Raw genomic sequence first — 17956 nt, 5'->3', positions numbered from 1 at the left:
CCGCGTTTCTGGCCGTGACGCCAGCCATGTGGGCCAGCGCAAGTGATTTTCCTGTCACCGTCGACAGTTGCGGCCAGCCCGTGACGTTCACCTCGCCGCCTGCGCGAGCCGTGATTAACGACCTCAATATGGCAGAAATGGCTTTTGCGCTGCATCTGCAGAACCGTATTGTCGGTCTCACCGGCATCAGTGGCTGGTACAAGATGACGCCGGCCTTTAAGCAAGCCATGGGATCCATCCCTGAGCTGGCACCGAAATATCCCTCACTGGAAACGTTGCTGGCCGCGAGCCCTGATTTCTTTTTTGCTGGCTGGAATTACGGGATGAAAGTGGGCGGTGACGTTACGCCTGCTTCACTGCGTCAGTACGGCATTAAAACCCTGGTGCTGAGTGAAAGCTGCGTCTTTACACAGAAGGACAAGCAGAAAGCGACGATGGATCTGCTCTATAACGACGAGATTAAACTGGGCAAAATTTTTGGCAAGCGGGCCGAGGCCGAGGCGCTGGTAGAGGACTGGAAACAGCAACTGCAGGCCTTACCTCAGCGTCCGGCTGACACGCAGCCTCGAAAAGTCTTCGTTTACGACTCAGGCGAAGATAAACCGTTCACCAGCGGAAAATATGCCATGCCGACCGCCATCATTGAGGCCGCCGGAGGTAAAAACGCGATGGAATCGCTGGAGATGAGCTGGGGCACCACCTCCTGGGAGAGCGTGGCGGCCACGCAGCCGGATTTTATTATCTTGCTGGACTATCAGACCGGCGGTGGGGCAGAGGCACTGCGCCACTTCCTGGAAAATCATCCGCTTATGAAGCTGACGCCTGCGGTGAAGCACCACCGCTACCTGAAGTTACAGTACGCTGAACTCACACCGGGGCCGGCCAATATTCAGGCCGTGGAGAAGCTGGCTCATGCGCTCTATTCGACGGATGCGCCGTGAATCGATTGCCGCATCGTTATTCAGGAATAATGAGTGCGTCCTGCCTGCTGCTGGCGATCCTGATGCTGATCAGCACGGCGGAAGGCACCGTGTCATTGTCTTTAACGCAGGTGCTGTCCGCACTCGACATGGCAGACGCGCCCGTCTCTGAAATGATCACGCGAATCGTGATCGACCTACGGTTACCTCGCACGCTGCTGGCCGTGATGACGGGGGCTGGCCTGGCCATCGTCGGGGCATTGTTGCAAACCACCACCCGTAACGATTTAGCCGATCCGTTTTTATTTGGTCTGTCCTCTGGGGCCTCAGCCGGTGCTGTACTGGTGATTACCCGCTTTGGCGATCGGCTGTCGGCGTTAACCTTGCCCGTTGCCGCTTTCGCGGGTGGGCTGTTTTCAGCCGCCGCCGTCATGTTGCTTTTTCATTTCAAAAAGCAACGTTCAGCAGAACACTTGATTCTCTGCGGGCTGGCCGTGTCATTTCTGTTTGGTGCGGTGACCAGCTATTTGATTTTTTCAGGCGACCAGCGCGCGGCCAGCTCGGTGATGTTCTGGTCACTGGGCGGGCTGGGATTAGCCAGCTGGCATAATCTGCCTTATGCACTGGTAAGTCTGGCACTACTGACAGGGTTTGTGGCGCTGCGCGGGCGGCAGTTGGATGGATTGCTGGCGGGCGAGCAAACCGCACTCTCGCTTGGTATTCACGTCAACCGGTTACGCATCGAGGTGTTTCTGTGCTGTGCGCTGGCAACCGCGTTGCTGGTGGCACTGACCGGCGTCATTGGCTTTGTCGGACTGATGGTGCCACACCTGTGCCGACACGTAACGGGTGTGAAACACCGGTTGCTGATCCCCCTGTGCGCGCTCTGGGGCGCCATTTTGTTGTGTGCTGGCGATATTGCCAGTCGGACGCTGCTGGCCCCGCAGGAGCTGCCCATCGGCATCATCACAGCGGGCATTGGGGGGATGTTTGTGATTGTCCAACTGACGCGCGCCCGACCCTGAATGCTGAAATCCGCCGCTGAGTAAGACCGGTTTACGGTGCCTGACTCAGTAAGGTAATTTCATTATTTCATTCCGAGACAGCTGGCCAATAATGGCGAGCGATCTTCTGCAATCAAGGTATTTCCACCGAGGATTGCCGGATTGCCTGGCTTTATTATGAATGTAATAGCTATTCACACTTCTTTGCATTCGGGTAACATATTAGCCATTGTCTTATTTACTTAAACAATCGATCCGATCCATCCTAAACCTTAAAACAAACGTACTCACGAAGTCCCGCGTGACTTCAGTCTGACGTCAGGGTTCGATTTATGCTCAATCGCATTACTGTTCAGTTACCCGTTGAAGGCTTGCTGTTCTGGAAGCTATCTGGCCGAGAGGCCCTGTCTGAATCGTTTATCTTAACGCTTCAGGTTTTAGGGACCGATGCGCGTATCGAACGCAGCGCGTTGCTGGGTAAAGCCGCTACCGTAGTGGTGCCGACGCAAAGTCTGGCAAATCCACGTTACTTTAATGGCAAGATCACGCGGGTGGCGGTGAGCGCGGTAGAGATGTCAGGCACGCGTTATGCTGTTTACACGTTAACGCTTGAGCCAGATCTGTGGCCGATGAAACGTGACCGGAATCTGCGCATTTTTCAGGAGCAAACCGTTCCACAAATCGTGCAGACGTTACTCAGTGAGTATCAGGTTAACGTGGAAAATAACCTGTCGGGTAGCTATCGCAGCTGGGATTACTGTGTTCAGTATCAGGAAAGCAGTTTTGATTTCACCAACCGACTGATGGAGCTGGAAGGCATTACCTGGCACGTTCGCCATGAGGCCGGTAAGCATACCATCGTGCTCACGGATGCCACTGCGCAGTACACGCCATTTAGTGGCTATGAAGTGATCCCCTATCATCAAACGCCTTCAGGCGGTTCTACCAGTGAAGAAGGGATAAGCCAGTGGGCCCTTACTGACAGCGTGACGCCGGGTTTATACAGTCTGGACGACTACGATTTTCGCAAACCTAACGCCTGGCTCTTCCAGGCACGACAAAATCCAACATCTCCTTCACCCGGCACCATTGATGTGTATGACTGGCCGGGGCGGTTTGTGGAACATGGTCATGGCGAATTTTATGCCCGCATCCGTCAGGAGCGTTGGCAGGTAGAGCATCAACAAACCCACGGCACCGCGACGGCAATGGGGATTGTGCCGGGCAGCACGTTCCAGCTCACCAATGCGGCCTTTTTCAGCGATGTCGGTGAATATCTGGTGACTGCTGCTGACTACCAGTTTGAGGAGAATCGCTACGCCAGTGGCCCGGACAGCCAGACGATTCATCGTACGGAGTTTAGCGTGATACCAGCGGGTGTGGTGTTTCGTCCTGAGCAGAAAACGCCGTGGCCGCGCACGGGCGGCCCGCAAACGGCGAAGGTGGTCGGGCCGAAAGGAGAAAGTATCTGGACCGATCGCTATGGTCGGGTCAAGGTTAAGTTTCACTGGGATCGGCTGGCAAAAGGTGACGATACCAGTTCCTGCTGGGTGCGTGTTTCCAGCGCGTGGGCGGGACAAGGTTTCGGCGGCGTGCAGATTCCACGCGTAGGCGACGAAGTGGTGGTCGACTTTATTAATGGCGACCCTGATCGGCCAATTATCACCGGTCGCGTCTATAACGAGGCCAGCATGCCGCCCTGGGCTTTGCCCGCTGCCGCTACGCAGATGGGATTCATGAGCCGCTCAAAGGATGGATCGCCTGACAATGCCAATGCGCTGCGTTTTGAAGATAAACCCGGCGAAGAGCAGCTCTGGTTGCATGCTGAACGTAATATGGATACCGAGGTTGAAAACGACGAAACCCATGATGTCGGCAGCAATCGCACCAAAACCGTTGGTAAAGACGAAACCAGCCATATCAAGCAGAACCGTACACGGACCGTGGATGGCAATGAAACCATCTCGGTTGGACAGGACCGCAGTAAAACCATCAGCGGCAATGAAACCACCACGGTTCAGCAAAATCGTACGGAAACGGTGAAAGGTAATGAAACGCTCAGCGTTGAGCAAAACCGCGATGAAACCATTACCGGAAACCATACCACGACGGTGAAAAGCAATAACACCGGCACAGTAGAAGGGAATCAAACGCTAACGGTGATTCAGGATCGGACCCGTACGGTGCAGGGCAATGAAAAGGTTAGCGTGCAGCAAAACCGAACCGTGCAGGTGACGGGTAATCAGACACTCGACGTGACGGGTAATCGTCACGTCAGTGTCAACAGCAATGAGGTCTGTACCATTGCGCAAAAGCAGGATGTGACGATCGGCGCTGGGCGCACGCTAAGTATCACGGGGGGCGATACCCGCTTTACTCAAGGAAGCGTGGCCGACAGTGCCACGGATACGTTTCATATCAACGTCGGTGAGAGCGGGATTTTAATCAGCAATGGCAGCGTGCAAATTACGGCGGGCGGATCGACGATTACCATTAATGCCGCCGGTGTCATGGTGAATGGCAAAAAGATTGAACTCAATGCCTGACAGGGATGAGAAATGAGCACCGCAAAGAATCCCACTGAACGTGTTATGACTGAGCTGGAGCTGAGCTGGTTAACCGCCACGGAAAAGACCGACGCGGGTCTGTTTATCTGGCGCGTTCCAGCCGCAGGCGAATCACTACTTGATGCGTTCATCGCCCTTCAGCAGCATCCGGAGGGGCGTTCCGTACCCGATATATTCCTTGGTCTGTCTACGGCGTTTGAAACCGGTTATGGCTATAGCGATGCACTGTCGCGTGACTTTCTTGAACATTATGACGCCACGCCCGATGCGGCACATTGGGATGGCGATGTGTTGCTGCCCTGCTACACCATTGAACAGCTTTGCGGCCTGTTACAGGACTTCGCCGATCATTTTGCAGAGGATGTACGTTACCTGGTTCTGGTGCTTAAACCCGCTGCCGTAAGTGACGAGAGTGCGTTGATGCGCTGGCTGAAACGCTGGCTGGCTTCCTCCGCGCCTGCGCCGCGTTTACTGCTGATTGATACGCTTGAACAACCGCTTTGGCAGACACTTCATGACGCGCATCCTGATCGCGTCCAACTGATTGTCGATCAGGTCGATGGCATGAAGGTGATGCATCAAACCGCCCAGCAGCAAAGCGATCCTGATACCGATCGGGCATTGCTGCGGCGTTACCTTGCCGATGCGATGCTCTTGCTGGAAAAAGGGATCGCCCAGCAGGTCGCTGCGCGCGGCAGTCTGGCGTTAGGCATTGCACAGCGGCGAGGCTGGCCTGATCAACAGGCGATGTTGCATAACCTTATTGCGGGCGGCTGGCTGAAAGGCCAGGATCACAATAAGGCCGTCGACCACTATCGTGAGGCGCAAAACGCGTCCAGCAGCGTGGCGGACCCCGTTGTCAAAGGCCAGCTTCGAACGCAGAGTACGTTTGGCGAAGCCGGTGCCTGGTTTTCACGTAAAGAGTACGTTCGGGCGGCACAGTGCTACCGGCAGGCCGCGCGTGAGGCAGAGGTAATCCCCCATCCTGTGTTTGCGATTGAGGGCTGGCGCATGACTGGCTTCTGTTTATGGCTCGCCGGACAACGCCCGGCTGCCATGGAAGCCTATGGTAAGGCCGTGCGAGCCGCAGAGAATGTGCCGCTGGCCGAGCGGGGCGAAACCACGCTGCCGCTGGTCTTTCAGGATCTCCTGCGCAGTCACGATAAACGCCGCACAGAGGCGCTTGAAGCCTATGCATCTCGCTGGCAATCCGATAAACAGCGGCTTATTCAGCAGGCCGACGCGAACCTGCCGCCTGTGCCCACCCCATCGCAGGTCCGCCAAACTGACAGCCTGCTGCAACGCCAGCTCGAGGCAACCTTTTTACTTATTCGCGAGGAGCGGGAAACAGTCATCCGCAATGGCGATGACAGTTTTCGCCGTGTCATCCACCTGGCCCGTGAAAAACTGCATCCGCAGTGGAATGGCTTACCTGACATCGCCCATCCTTTTGATGCCCCGCCGGGTGAATGGCAAAGCCTGCCTGCGTGGGGAAGCACTGAACCCTTAGCCACACAACCTGCAGGGAGCAACACATTGTGAAAAACCGCATCATCCTTATTGTCGTCGTCACGGTGCTGGCGCTGCTGTTCTTAAGCCTGTCCGATAGCGGTCTGGCGACGGAAGTCAGAACATTTTTGCGCGCGCTGCTGCGTGCCATTTTCTGAGGCCTGATTCATGCATTCAGGTGCGCACTTTGATCCGCAGCTAGGACTTGACATTCACACCTATCCCTGGCCTTTACCGACGCCTCACATCGGTATTGTGTTTGATGTGTTTGACTATCTGCCATTGATTGGCACTACGGTGCATGTTAACAGCATCAAACGGGCCAGCGCGGGAACGGGTGGAATGTCGATACATATCCCCGTTGGCGGCGTTTGGGTGCCGCCGTTGCGTGCGCCCGGCGGCCCACAGATTGAAGATGAGCTGTTTATGGGCAGTAAAACGGTTTCGGTGGATGGTGAACCGTTTTCCCGAATTGGCATGCCGGTACTGAGTTGCAATATTGTCGGTATGATTCCCCCGTTTCGCCTCAAGCGCGTCACTAAACCCAAACCGTTGTCCCTGACGCTACCGCTGACGTTCAACCTGGCCATCCCCAACAATGTCATCGTAGGCGGGCCACCAACAATCAATTTGATGGCGCTGCTGATGCGTGCCGGGTTGAGCGGTCTGGGAAAAGGGCTGAAGAAGTTCCGGAAGTCGGTGAAATGGCAAAATTTCATGAAACGCTTTGGCGACTACAGGCGCAAATTGTTTCGTAATATGGAGCCAGGGGTTCTCAAGTGTAAGGTTCTGCGAGCGGAACCGGTCGATATTCGGGATGGCAGCGTCAGTCTTGAACAGCAGGATTTCCTGTTGCCGGGCCGGCTGCCGCTGGCCTGGCATCGGACGTATTCGTCGGCCGATGTTGAAACGGCAGGACTTTGTGGCTATGGCTGGCTGACACCCGCGGATACCCGGCTGGAAATCCTGACTGAAGAGGGCATTGCGCTCTTTATTCAGCCTGACGGGATGACGCTTTTTGCCGCCCTGCCACAGGAAGACGGACGTAAACATGCTGTCATGGGGTTGCCGGATGGCAGCCGCCTGTGGCGAGACAGCGCCCAGGGCCAGGTGACCTGGTGCGTTGAGCAGGAAGCGGGGATCCTGTGGCATTTCACCGGTGCCGATGGGCGGTTACCGATACAGCAATTATCCGATCGTAACGGAAACGGCTGGGCCTTTGAATGGAAGGACGAGATGCTGATTCGGCTTCGCGAATTCAGCCTTAACGGGTTGACCGGACGAGAGGTCCTTGTCACTCATGATAAGGGCCGCCTGAGTAGCTTACGCCTGCACAATGCGCTGGACGGTGACATCACGCCGCTGACGCGCTACGAATATCATGCCAATGGTCAACTTAGCGCCGAAATTGATGCGCTATCGCATCCCCGGCGTTTTGACTATCAACAGTTTTATCTGGTCAGTCACTTTGACCGAAACGGCCAGGGATTTCATTACCAGTACAATCAGGACTGGCGCGTCATTCACGCCTGGGGTGACGGCGGCGTCTGGGACTACCACTTCGCTTACGAACCGCTGCTCAATGAGGTTGAAGTAACGGATTCACTGGGCCACCTCTCACGTATTACGTTTGACGACAATGGTCTGCCGATCGCCGAAATCGATCCCTGTGGCGGAAATACCGTATTTCGTTACGATGACTTTGGTCGAACGGTAGAAGTGATTGAACCGGATGGCAGCATTCATCGGTGGGATTATGACGCGCAGGGTCGCATGATCGCTGAGCATTTACCCGACGGCAGCAGGGTGCAGGCCGTTTACAATGAGGATGGCCTGCCGCTGGCGAGCACCGATCAGAAAGGTGCGGTCTGGCACGCCGACTATGACAGCGGTGGCAACCTTATTGCCAGTCGCGATCCGGGCGGTGTGACGGCCCGTTATCAGTTCGATCGGCTTGGCCAACTGACCCAGGCGAATGAGCCGGGTGCACCGCAAACAGAGTATCGTTATGACCGCTTTGGTTTCCTGCTGGTGGTCAGCGTGGCAGGCGCGGGAGAGACGCGTTTCAGGCACAACGTACGTGGGAATTTACTGGAACGTGCTGATGCCAGTAACGGTGTGACCCGTTTTTACTGGGATTCGAAAGATCGCCTCATCGCCACGGTCGACCCGGCGGGTGGCGATGTCCGGATTGAGTATGACCGTGAAGATGAGCCTGTCACCTTTACCGATGAAGTGGGGCAGACCACGCGTTTTTACTATAACGGCACAGGCATGCTCACCGCCTGTGAAACGCCTGATGGTGCCCGGCTGGGTTATGAATACGATCCTGAGGACCGCCTGCTGGCCGTGATTAATCAATCTGGTCAACGCTGGCAGATGGAACGAGATGGGCTTGGACGTGTGACGGCCGAGCAGGATTATTGGGGACAAAAAACGCAGTACCGTTGGGACAAAGGCAGCCGCCTGGCCGCACGTTGCGATCCGCTCGGACGTGAGGTGCACTATGGCTACGATAAAGCCGGGCGCCTGAGTGAACGACGTAGCGGTGATACCTTACAGGCAACGTTCCACTATGATCCCTGCGGAAGGCTGGTGCTCTGCCAGAATCCCTGGCGGCGACTCAGCTGGCGCTACGATGACGCGGGACGGTTACTGACAGAAGATCAGGACGGCTTTCAACTTCGCTACCATTATGACGAGCAGGGACGTTTGCACGAGCGTGAAAGCGACAGTGGCCATCGGGTGGTTTATCGGTACGATGCGTATCAACGTTTACGCACCGTGCAACTCAACACTGATTCGCCGATCACCTTTGATTATGATGCCGCGGGACGGTGTATTCATGAACAGTTGTCAGAGGCATTGACGCGCACCCTGAATTACGACCACCAGGGACGGCTTACGTCACAGCAGGTACTACAAAATGATTTACCGCTGTTTGCCAGTGGCTTTGTCTATGACAAAAGCGGAAATATGACTGCGCGTCACGACAGCCAGTGGGGCAACGATAGCTATCGTTATGACCCTGTGGGCAGGCTGACGGCACATATCACCCCTGACGGGGCACTGCTAAAGTTTGTGCAGGATGCAACAGGTAGCCATTTGCAGACGCAAACCCGTGAGGTTAATGACCGCGCGGAAGGTTGGTTCCGGGAGGGCGTGCATCAGGGCGTTCGTTATGTTTATGATCGTGCCGGTGAGTTACGCCAGCGACGCCGAGTCGCGGGGACCGCGGGTGATCAGGATGAAAAAGAAGATTTCCTCTGGGATGAAAATCGACAACTGATTGCGGTGCGTAAAGGGAACCATCAGGTGCGCTATGGCTATGATGGGCTGGGCCGCCGGGTGTTTAAGCAAACCGACAGCGAAACGCGCTGGTTCTACTGGCAAGAGGACGCGCTGGTGGGCGAAACGCTCACCCGCACACATGAACCTCTGGCCGCGCAGAGTATCTTTGATACAGGCAGTCGCCTTAAGCGACAAAAAGCACAGGCTGCACTGGTCAGCACGATGCGGGAATACGTCTATTATCCCGGCACGTTTCGACCGCTGGCGTTGCTGACGCAACAGGGGGACAGTAAACAAAGCTGGCACTATCACTGCGATCCCAATGGCGCACCAGTCAGACTGACATCCGTTACTGGTGAGATTGTCTGGGCAGAAAAAACCGGTGTCTGGGGTGAAAAAGGCCAAATCTTTGCTGATCAGATCGAAAACCCCCTGCGTTTTCAGGGGCAGTATTTTGATGCCGAGACGGGGTTACATTATAACCGCTATCGGTATTATGACCCTGAGATTGCGGCGTATATCAGTCAGGATCCGATAGGGCTGGCGGGGGGGGTTACTCCCTATCGTTATGCTCCAAATCCATTTGTATGGAGTGATCCACTCGGGCTTACGACGGAGGAAATAAAAACTTTGTTCCATTTCACCGATTTGAAAGGAATGGAGGGTATTAAAAACAGTGGAGTTATCAGGCCTTCCACGGGCGGTGTTCATGCACGTTTTGGAGATGGTCAGTATTTTACTAATGTTCACCCAGATAGGATTGGTGGGCGTACATTAAAAGATTTAGAAGACTCTGGTAAAATATCTTTGGGGCAACTTGCGGCTAACATTTATGGTGATGCAAGAAAGTCTGGTAGTATCACTCATTATGTTGAGATTAATGTGACAGGGTTGAATATAACTGAGCCGAGACCGGGTACTTTCTTAGTCAAGAATGACAAAGAACTTGATGTCTCGAACCGAATAGTGAGTAGTGGGAGTTCATGCTAGTGAGTAATAAAAGTTACTACCGTGCGGTTTCAGAATTTTTGAGGGGAGACGGTGTTGTCTATACTGAATTCATCGGGGAAGTGGCAACCAGACAGATAAGCGTTTTTGAAGGGAATCATTACTCTTCATCTTCTGTCACTGACTGGCATGAAGATATTGGTTACTTACTCTATGATGGCAAAAAAAATGAGTTAGATTTATCTGATTCTGAAGAGATTACAGATGAAAATTTTGAAACCGAATGGAAAAAAACACTCGTCAATGAAGATCAAATAGCCTATATCCATTATCATAGTGGAGATGCATCAATACCATTTAAAGAGTCAGTTATTATTTTGCACGTTGTGAATAACCTAGGAAAGTGGGGGAAAGGTTTTGTCCTTTCTTTGTCTAAAAGGTATCCGTTGGCAAAAGAAAAATATTTGGCCTCTTCGCGAATTGGGTATAAGATGGGCGATGTTCAATTTATTGAAGTGGATACTCTTAATAGAGTATTTGTAGCAAATATGGTTGCACAGGAAGGAATAAAAAAATCCCAAAGAGACGCTAAAAGATACATTTCATATGAGGCTCTTGAAGAGTGTCTGGAAATTGCAAGTGACTATGCATTGTGCAATAGATTAGAAGTTCAGATGCCAATGATCGGTGCAGGTCTGGGCGGCGGAGATTGGCAAGTTATTATTGATATTATAAAAGATAAATTGACTTATAAAAAAATACCCTGCCATATTCTAACTTTAGACTAGATGGCAAGAAAGGGCTTTTATCAGCCTTTTCTTTTTTCTCGCTTTTTCCTTTTAATTAAGGTTTTTTATGAGGGTTTAGTTTTCCTTTTTCATGTGAAAAAAATAATATTACTCTAGTTCATAATGGCGAAGTTTTAATAAGTTGTGCTACTTTGCTATGATTTATTCTGTGATAAATTTGCTTTTTTTGGTGAATTAGCTAATTTATATTAAAGCTAGAGCTGAAAATTAGATGTTAGATATAAATTGGAAAGAAACCTATAAAAAAATGCCGCTAATGCGGCAATTCTTAATTCTATGAGAATTATTATAAATAAATGTTTGGCTGGGTACACTTAAAATACCCCCCCTCACTCACACCACCGTCTCATTCTCAAGCTTCTGCCTTTTCCGCAGATTCGGAAAGAGCATCATCCAGAGCCCAACCACCACCAGTGTCCCGACACCGCCAATGACGGCGGCGGGCACCGCGCCCATCCATGCCGCGAGCAGCCCGGATTCAAACTCACCCAACTGATTTGAGGTATTGATAAAGATGGCATTAACCGCATTGACGCGGCCGCGCATCGTATCGGGTGTATCCAGCTGAACCAGTGCGCCACGGATCACCATGCTCACCATATCGAAACCGCCCAGTGCGGCCAGCGCCAGCAGAGAAAGCCACAGTTTTGTTGAGAGCGCAAACAGCAGCGTCGCCAGGCCAAAACCGGCCACGGAACCAAACATAATCATGCCGACATGTTTTTCCAGCTTGTGGCGGCTGAGCCAGACGCCGACCAACAGGGCACCCACTGACGGCGCACCGCGTAACAGGCCAAGTCCCCATGGCCCGGTGTGCAGAATATCCTGGGCGAAGACAGGGAGCAGGGCGGTTGCACCGCCCAGTAACACGGCGAACAGGTCGAGCGATATTACGCCCAGAACATCCTTGCGTTCGCGAATAAAGCGCACGCCCATAAACATGTTCGACAGCGTCATCGGCACACGTTCCTGAGGAGGGCGTTCATAACGTAAGCAACTCACCAGTATCAGCGAGAATAAATAAAACAGGGCTGAAACCCCGTAAACCACCTCGGGACCGGCTATATACAGCAGTCCACCCAGCGTTGGCCCGACAATCACCGCCGCCTGACCGCCAACAGAGCTTGCCGCCATGGCGCGCGCCAGAATCGGTGGCGGGACCAGCGCCGGCAACATAGAGGTAATGGCTGGCCATTCCAGGGCTTTCGCCAGCGAAATCAGAAAGACCAGCCCCCAGATTTCAAGTTTGTCTGCCCAGTGCAATAGCGTCAGCGCCACCAGGCCGAGCAGCGCGGCCCACTCAATCAGTTGGCCGATAACCACGATACGGCGGCGGTCGAACTGATCGGCCAGATGTCCTGCCGGCAACGCCAGAAGCACTGAGGGCAGGAACTGCATCAGGCCAATCATGCCTAACGCCATCGCGCTGTGGGTTATTGCATAGATTTGCCAGCTGACGGCCACGGAAAACATCTGAAAACCAAATGAAGAACAGGTTCGGGCGAGCCAAAACGCCACAAATGACCTGTGTTGCAGCAGCGAGTCTTCGCCTGTTGAAACGCCTGTACGCATCCTGATTCCTGTCCCGAAAAGCCTCGCGGCAAAAGTGATTGCCTCAGTCTGATTGATGACCATGATGCGGTCTGGTTTTTTCTGACTAAAGCATGGTGATGTTACTGCCTGGCGGTCCGCGCGATATTCACGCCATGGACAGCGTCAGTCAGCACAGATAGAGCCCTAAATATTAGCATGCTCAATATTCAATTTAATAAATCAAAATATCGACAAGATGTGATTTTAACCCGCTGAATAATGGGGAGTTGCCGGATTACTTTTTATCATTCACCACAGAAAATGTACGAGCCGATCGGAAGGGACGCGACTTATCAGAGCTATTGGTCTTTCGTCGACGCAGCGATGATAAGATACGAGCCAATGTTTTTTGACCGTCAGGCAAAGCCGTGTCAAAAAGCAAATAAAGGCGGGCTCGCAGGGCATAACGCTTTTTACGGCGTAAAAGCCCGCCCGACTGTTTCATCCATGGTCCGGGCTCATAAGGCGGCGTAAGACGTCAGCAAAGACGTTGGCAGGCTGACTCGACGTCGTCGCAGAAGTCCCCGCCAGGCCTTCGTTTCGCCGTCACTGACGCAAAAGGCGCAGACGGAGGAGATGATGTCCCTGAGTGTGCTACAGTGTTCAGGCACTTTTTTTCCTTGGGTTTTCAGAGGTCCCAGCTAATGACGAATAAACAGGGTGTTTTAATTGTTAACCTTGGAACACCAAAAGAACCCACGACTGCTGCGGTTAAAACATTTTTATCGAAATTTTTGCACGACTACAGAGTGGTCGATTTACCCCGGATCCTGTGGTGCCCGATTCTGCATGGCGTAATTATCCCGCTACGCGCCAAACGCGTGGCCAAATTATACTCCTCTATCTGGATGGAGGAAGGTTCACCGCTGATGGTGTACAGCGTCCGTCAGGCGCGCGCACTGGAAGCGCTGACGGGCATGCCTGTTGAGCTGGGCATGAGTTATGGCGAGCCGAGCATCGGGGGCGCTATCGACAGGCTGCTGGCGAAAGGTGTCGATAAAATTATCGTTATTCCTTTGTATCCGCAGTTTTCCTCGTCCACCGTGTCATCCGTTTTCGACAGCGTGAGTCGTCACCTGCAGACGATGAAGAACCGCTACACACCGGCGATCAACTTCATCAACGACTATGCCGATCATCCTGCTTATATCGATGCGTTAAAAACGTCCGTGCTTGAATCGTTTGAGGCCAATGGCGTGCCAGATGCCTTACTGGTCTCCTATCACGGTATACCGGTCAGGTTTTCAAACGAAGGCGACAAATATCAGGAACGCTGTGCGTTAACGACGAAATTACTCACCGACGCCCTGAACATGCCTTCGCTAAAAGTAGTGATGACCTTCCAGTCACGTTTCGGCAGGGAACCCTGGTTAACGCCTTATACCGATGAAACCATTAAAAATCTGCCTGCGGAAGGCGTGAAAAGCCTGCAGGTAATCAGTCCGGGCTTTGCTGCAGACTGTCTGGAAACGCTGGAAGAACTGGATGAGCAGAACAGGGAAATCTTTATGCATGCGGGCGGGACGTCCTTTACCTATATTCCTGCGCTCAATGATAAACCTGTTCATATTGAGATGCTGCGCCAGCTGGCGGAGGGCGCGAAATAGCGTGCTGCGGTCCGTCACTTGTTAAAGACCGGTAGCGACAAAGCCAGAATGCGTTCATTCTGGCTTTGTGTTTTTATTAACCTGCAGCATTTTATGATGGCAGATTGCTAAATTTGGCCGTAAAGCAACGCGCGGAAAGAAGACAGAGAAAGGCGATCGGCTGAAAAGCAAAAAGCCTGCTCGCAAGCAGGCTTTTTTAATTCTGGCTCCTCTGACTGGACTCGAACCAGTGACATACGGATTAACAGTCCGCCGTTCTACCGACTGAACTACAGAGGAATCGTGTGAACGAGGCGAATAGTAACGAGGTCGGCTCAGGGTGTCAACAGTATAAAAGCGTTTAGCATTCAACTGGCTAGCTTTAAAGCAATGCGTCTGCAAAGCAGGCGATTTAGTCGTGGGCGGCTCCTGTTCTGCTTAACGGGTCCTGCTGATAAAACTGCTGAAGATGACGGTACATGGCCGGGAAACGCTCCGCCAGCAGGGCCGGGGCCGTAAAAAAATACTCGGATAATACCGCGAAGCACTCTGCCGGATCGCTGGCGGCATAAGGATCGATGCTGGCGGCCTGCTCACCGACACTTTCCACTTCATGTTCAATCCCGGCCATCGCGCTTCGCAAATCTTTTTCCCATTGGGCAACCTCACGTAGCGGCATCATTGGCACGCCGCTGGTATAACCGCTACCGCGCGCATCCAGTTTGTGCGCCACTTCATGAATGACCAGGTTGTAGCCGGAAAGATCGAAGGAGTCCTGAATATCCAGCCAGTTGAGCACGATTGGCCCTTGCGTCCAGCTTTGCCCGGCATGGACGGCGGGGGCCTGATGGACCAGGCCATGCTCATCCTGCCACAGGTCATCCACATTGAAAGGCTCGGGATAGATGAGCACTTCGTGAAAGCCGTCCAGCCAGTCGAGCCCCAGCTTCAGCACCGGCAGGCAGAACAGCAAAGCAATGCGCACGGTACGCAGCGCATCAAGCTGACAGCCTTCAAGCGGAACCAGTTTTTTTTGCTGCAGAAAATGCTGAGCCATGGCCTGCAGCGACTGACGTTCATCGTGGTTGAGGAGGGTAAAAATCGGCTGTGTCAGCCCGGCCTGCCAGGGCAGGTCAGTCAGATCCGTATTGCTGTGTGTTTTCCATGGCCATTTAAACATCGTTGGTTCCGCACTGAATGCTGCAATTGCAGAACCCTGAGCGACCAGACAGTAAAATGCCAGCATCAAAACGGCATGCTGGCATCGTCAGGCTTCAGGGATGAAGGAGCAATATTCAACCTGTTAGCAAGGAAATTGTCTGTGATTCAGCCCACAAAGCGCAGGCTAAGTTGATTCGCGCGTGGCACGCTCGAACTCAATAACCCAAACCCACGGGTTAACCTGCCAGCTGGTTGCCCCGTACTGTTTTTGCCAGGCTTTGCGATAGGCTTCTTTAGGCAGTTCAGAATTGACGTTCATGGTAAAGAAGTTGTTCAGGAAGTGCGAGTCGGTCTGCACACCTTCCGCCATAATGTCGTCTTCACTAATATCCTGAATCTGCTCTGCGCGCACATCCGTAATAATCAGGTCGATTCGGCTTGCCCAGCGCGGCATATGAATGGCTGTTTGCCAGCCAAACTGCTCGGCGTCCGGTCCGCCTGACGTATGTTGGCCCAGTTCATTGCTGTCCGCCCGGTACTGGCAAAAGTCCGGCGAGCGAAACGGGGTGGGATCGCGTTCATAATCCGCCAGCGCATGTTCAGGCACGATGGGGCCACGCCAGGTTTCGCGGACCCAGAGCTTGTCGCCAGGCATGCCGTAAGGACAATGATAACGAATGTCGTTCATGGCCATCATTTTGTCACCGTGCAGGTGATTAGCCTGCACATCAAAGGCATGTACCCCTTCATGATGATCCTGGCCTGGACCAAAAGCCTGCGTTTTCATTATGCGCCGGGTTTGGGTTTGTTGGCCAACCAGCAGGGCTCGGACCCGCTGTTCGGAAAAAAGAATCGGCCGCTCTTTCATGGATTACCTCTTTTTATTAGTCGATCCCGGTTACTGCTGAAACAAAAAGGGCACCTAATTGGTGGCAATATCATAAAAAATATAAATCATTATTCCTGATAATTGGCCACCGTGTGGTTCGCTCAGTTGTGATGATTTTTAATCCGCCGGACAGGTGTGAATAAAAAATCATCAGTACTGCTGTTAACGCGTATTACCGGACATCTGATAGTGAGAATACAGTACGTTATATCGGCAAAAATAGGAACCTTTTCAGATTTATCCATCTATAATTTTCGCCGCTTTTATTGTTTTTTACATTTTTATTATGACATTAATTCCCTCACTCTGAGATAAAATAGCGCTGATTAATCATTATTAATATTAAACTATTCATCCTGCCTAAAACTGAATCAGTCAAGGCTGAAAAAGCAGCAAATGGCTGTTTTCCTGGTAGCAAATTGCCATAAAAATGATCAGCGTCTCATTTTTAAGAGGAATTTAAAGGTACCGACCGGCTTTTTCCTTAGCGATGTAAAGAAAATGTCATTAGCCATTCGTTATGATGACAAAGCCTATACGCGTAACAGGTCGTCAATTGAGACGAAGATAACCCTTACAGGAAAAGATTATGTCACTTGCACTTTGGCAGGCTCGCTATGAAACCTGGTTTGAAAAAAACTGGATTCATGATGATGGCGCACACGATATTGCGCATTTACGTCGGGTCTGGATGAGCGCGCAGCGCATTATGGCAGGTACATCTGCCGACCCACTGATCGTCCTGACTGCCTGCTACTTTCATGATGTGGTGAACTTACCGAAAAACCATCCTGAACGTCATAAGGCTTCCACTTACGCCGCCAGCGAAACGCAGCGTATCCTGCAGCAGGACTTTACGGATTTTCCTGCCGAATTAATCGGTGGAGTGATGCACGCGGTTCAGGCACACAGTTTTAGCGCGGCCATCACGCCTGAAACCCCTGAAGCGAAAATCGTTCAGGATGCCGATCGGCTGGAATCGCTGGGTGCAATCGGGCTGGCCCGGGTGTTTTACACGGCCGGTACGATGAACCGTCCTCTGTTCAACAGTGAAGACCCGCTGGGGAAATCGCGTGAACTTAATGATGTGAAATGGACACTGGATCACTTTCAAACCAAGCTGTTACGGTTGCCTGAAACGATGCAAACCGAAGCAGGGCGGAGACTCGCAGAACACAACGCGGACTTCCTGGTACGCTATATGGCCAAGTTGTGTGCTGAGCTGCAGGGTAATCTGGTTAGTCTGGATGAGGCGGTACTTCGTGATTTTAGTCCCTTACACGCGGAATATTAAATTTTTATGACAGTATAGGAATCGATACAGTCATCCGGTAGCGTGGAAGCAATAACAAAAAAGGAGTGAGGAAATGACCGAAACTGTTAATTTGACGATTAAAATTGATCCTGCATTGAAAGAACACATTAAACAGCTGGCGCTTGAAAACCAGGTATCAATGAGTCAGGAGATCGTGCAACGTCTGCAGGCCAGCCTCGAAGCACCTTCTCATCCCGCCATCGACAGTCAGAACACGGAAGAAGGCGCGTCGGATGCTTTAAGTTCCAGCGAAATCAAACAACTGCGTACGCTGCTTAAGAAGCAGAGTAAGAAAAAGAAATAATGGTTATCGGTTGTTCTCGCGATGAAAGCCGCCTTTGATAAAGGCGGCTTTTTTATTCAG

Annotated in this window: 13 protein-coding genes and 1 tRNA gene; 10 read left to right on the top strand and 4 right to left on the bottom strand. The window is 52.4% G+C overall.

Annotation, left to right across the window (positions count from 1 at the left end):
- Positions 1-26 precede the first annotated feature (26 nt).
- The 7 genes from RAC65_RS03940 (at position 27) to RAC65_RS03910 (ending at position 11027) form a co-directional block, all read left to right on the top strand.
- Positions 27-941 carry an ABC transporter substrate-binding protein gene (locus RAC65_RS03940; RefSeq protein ID WP_375096456.1) on the top strand — a complete coding sequence of 305 codons (915 nt, stop codon included), beginning with the start codon at positions 27-29 and terminating at the stop codon, positions 939-941.
- Positions 942-970: 29 nt separating this feature from the next.
- Positions 971-1945 (top strand): FecCD family ABC transporter permease, encoded by a 975-nt coding sequence (locus RAC65_RS03935; protein WP_375096377.1) that lies wholly within the window; start codon positions 971-973, stop codon positions 1943-1945.
- 311 nt (positions 1946-2256) lie between these two features.
- Positions 2257-4470: a type VI secretion system Vgr family protein gene (locus RAC65_RS03930; protein WP_375096376.1), complete on the top strand. Its 2214-nt coding sequence runs from the start codon at positions 2257-2259 to the stop codon at positions 4468-4470.
- 12 nt (positions 4471-4482) lie between these two features.
- On the top strand, positions 4483-6033 hold the full coding sequence (locus RAC65_RS03925; protein WP_375096375.1) for a hypothetical protein: 1551 nt from the start codon (positions 4483-4485) through the stop codon (positions 6031-6033).
- Entirely contained in the window at positions 6030-6158 is a 129-nt protein-coding gene (locus tag RAC65_RS03920; protein ID WP_096010432.1) for a hypothetical protein, read from the top strand. Before RAC65_RS03925 ends, RAC65_RS03920 begins: the two co-directional genes overlap by 4 nt.
- Before the next feature lie 10 nt (positions 6159-6168).
- Positions 6169-10281 (top strand): RHS repeat-associated core domain-containing protein, encoded by a 4113-nt coding sequence (locus RAC65_RS03915; protein WP_375096374.1) that lies wholly within the window; start codon positions 6169-6171, stop codon positions 10279-10281.
- Positions 10275-11027, top strand: a complete 753-nt coding sequence (locus RAC65_RS03910) for an Appr-1-p processing protein (protein WP_375096373.1) — start codon at positions 10275-10277, stop codon at positions 11025-11027. The genes RAC65_RS03915 and RAC65_RS03910 overlap by 7 nt, the downstream gene beginning before the upstream one ends.
- 354 nt (positions 11028-11381) lie before the next feature.
- On the opposite strand, the gene RAC65_RS03905 is transcribed toward RAC65_RS03910, so the two are convergent.
- Positions 11382-12620, bottom strand: a complete 1239-nt coding sequence (locus RAC65_RS03905; protein WP_054633591.1) for an MFS transporter — start codon at positions 12618-12620, stop codon at positions 11382-11384.
- Positions 12621-13285: 665 nt separating this feature from the next.
- On the opposite strand from RAC65_RS03905, the gene hemH reads away from it, so the two are divergent.
- Entirely contained in the window at positions 13286-14248 is a 963-nt protein-coding gene (hemH, locus tag RAC65_RS03900) for a ferrochelatase (protein ID WP_205956530.1), read from the top strand.
- Between the two features lie 203 nt (positions 14249-14451).
- Here hemH and RAC65_RS03895 read toward each other — a convergent pair.
- The 3 genes from RAC65_RS03895 to RAC65_RS03885 all read right to left on the bottom strand — a co-directional run bounded on the left by RAC65_RS03895 (position 14452) and on the right by RAC65_RS03885 (position 16256).
- Positions 14452-14527, bottom strand: a tRNA-Asn gene (locus tag RAC65_RS03895).
- Positions 14528-14639: 112 nt separating this feature from the next.
- Positions 14640-15407 carry a DgsA anti-repressor MtfA gene (mtfA, locus tag RAC65_RS03890; protein WP_205958567.1) on the bottom strand — a complete coding sequence of 256 codons (768 nt, stop codon included), beginning with the start codon at positions 15405-15407 and terminating at the stop codon, positions 14640-14642.
- Positions 15408-15572: 165 nt separating this feature from the next.
- Positions 15573-16256: a hypothetical protein gene (locus tag RAC65_RS03885; RefSeq protein ID WP_033742103.1), complete on the bottom strand. Its 684-nt coding sequence runs from the start codon at positions 16254-16256 to the stop codon at positions 15573-15575.
- Between the two features lie 610 nt (positions 16257-16866).
- On the opposite strand from RAC65_RS03885, the gene RAC65_RS03880 reads away from it, so the two are divergent.
- Positions 16867-17571, top strand: coding sequence for a phosphohydrolase (locus tag RAC65_RS03880; protein ID WP_283786304.1), 705 nt, complete (start codon positions 16867-16869; stop codon positions 17569-17571).
- A gap of 73 nt (positions 17572-17644) precedes the next feature.
- Complete coding sequence (locus tag RAC65_RS03875) at positions 17645-17896, top strand: Arc family DNA-binding protein (protein WP_058708348.1); 252 nt, start codon at positions 17645-17647, stop codon at positions 17894-17896.
- Positions 17897-17956 lie beyond the last annotated feature (60 nt).

The organism is Pantoea sp. BS_8 (assembly GCF_041954965.1).
Classification (GTDB): Bacteria; Pseudomonadota; Gammaproteobacteria; order Enterobacterales; family Enterobacteriaceae; genus Pantoea; species Pantoea stewartii.
The sequence above is the reverse complement of the archived record's forward strand: the minus strand, read 5'-3'. Positions and strand labels throughout refer to the sequence as shown.

What these genes read in the sequence shown, in the direction of transcription:
- RAC65_RS03940 (WP_375096456.1), top strand. Translation starts at nt 27, where the DNA reads ATGTGGGCCAGCGCAAGTGATTTTCCTGTCACCGTCGACAGTTGCGGC.
- RAC65_RS03935 (WP_375096377.1), top strand. Translation starts at nt 971, where the DNA reads ATGAGTGCGTCCTGCCTGCTGCTGGCGATCCTGATGCTGATCAGCACG.
- RAC65_RS03930 (WP_375096376.1), top strand. Translation starts at nt 2,257, where the DNA reads ATGCTCAATCGCATTACTGTTCAGTTACCCGTTGAAGGCTTGCTGTTC.
- RAC65_RS03925 (WP_375096375.1), top strand. Translation starts at nt 4,483, where the DNA reads ATGAGCACCGCAAAGAATCCCACTGAACGTGTTATGACTGAGCTGGAG.
- RAC65_RS03915 (WP_375096374.1), top strand. Translation starts at nt 6,169, where the DNA reads ATGCATTCAGGTGCGCACTTTGATCCGCAGCTAGGACTTGACATTCAC.
- RAC65_RS03910 (WP_375096373.1), top strand. Translation starts at nt 10,275, where the DNA reads ATGCTAGTGAGTAATAAAAGTTACTACCGTGCGGTTTCAGAATTTTTG.
- RAC65_RS03905 (WP_054633591.1), bottom strand. Translation starts at nt 12,620, where the DNA reads ATGCGTACAGGCGTTTCAACAGGCGAAGACTCGCTGCTGCAACACAGG.
- hemH (WP_205956530.1), top strand. Translation starts at nt 13,286, where the DNA reads ATGACGAATAAACAGGGTGTTTTAATTGTTAACCTTGGAACACCAAAA.
- mtfA (WP_205958567.1), bottom strand. Translation starts at nt 15,407, where the DNA reads ATGTTTAAATGGCCATGGAAAACACACAGCAATACGGATCTGACTGAC.
- RAC65_RS03885 (WP_033742103.1), bottom strand. Translation starts at nt 16,256, where the DNA reads ATGAAAGAGCGGCCGATTCTTTTTTCCGAACAGCGGGTCCGAGCCCTG.
- RAC65_RS03880 (WP_283786304.1), top strand. Translation starts at nt 16,867, where the DNA reads ATGTCACTTGCACTTTGGCAGGCTCGCTATGAAACCTGGTTTGAAAAA.
- RAC65_RS03875 (WP_058708348.1), top strand. Translation starts at nt 17,645, where the DNA reads ATGACCGAAACTGTTAATTTGACGATTAAAATTGATCCTGCATTGAAA.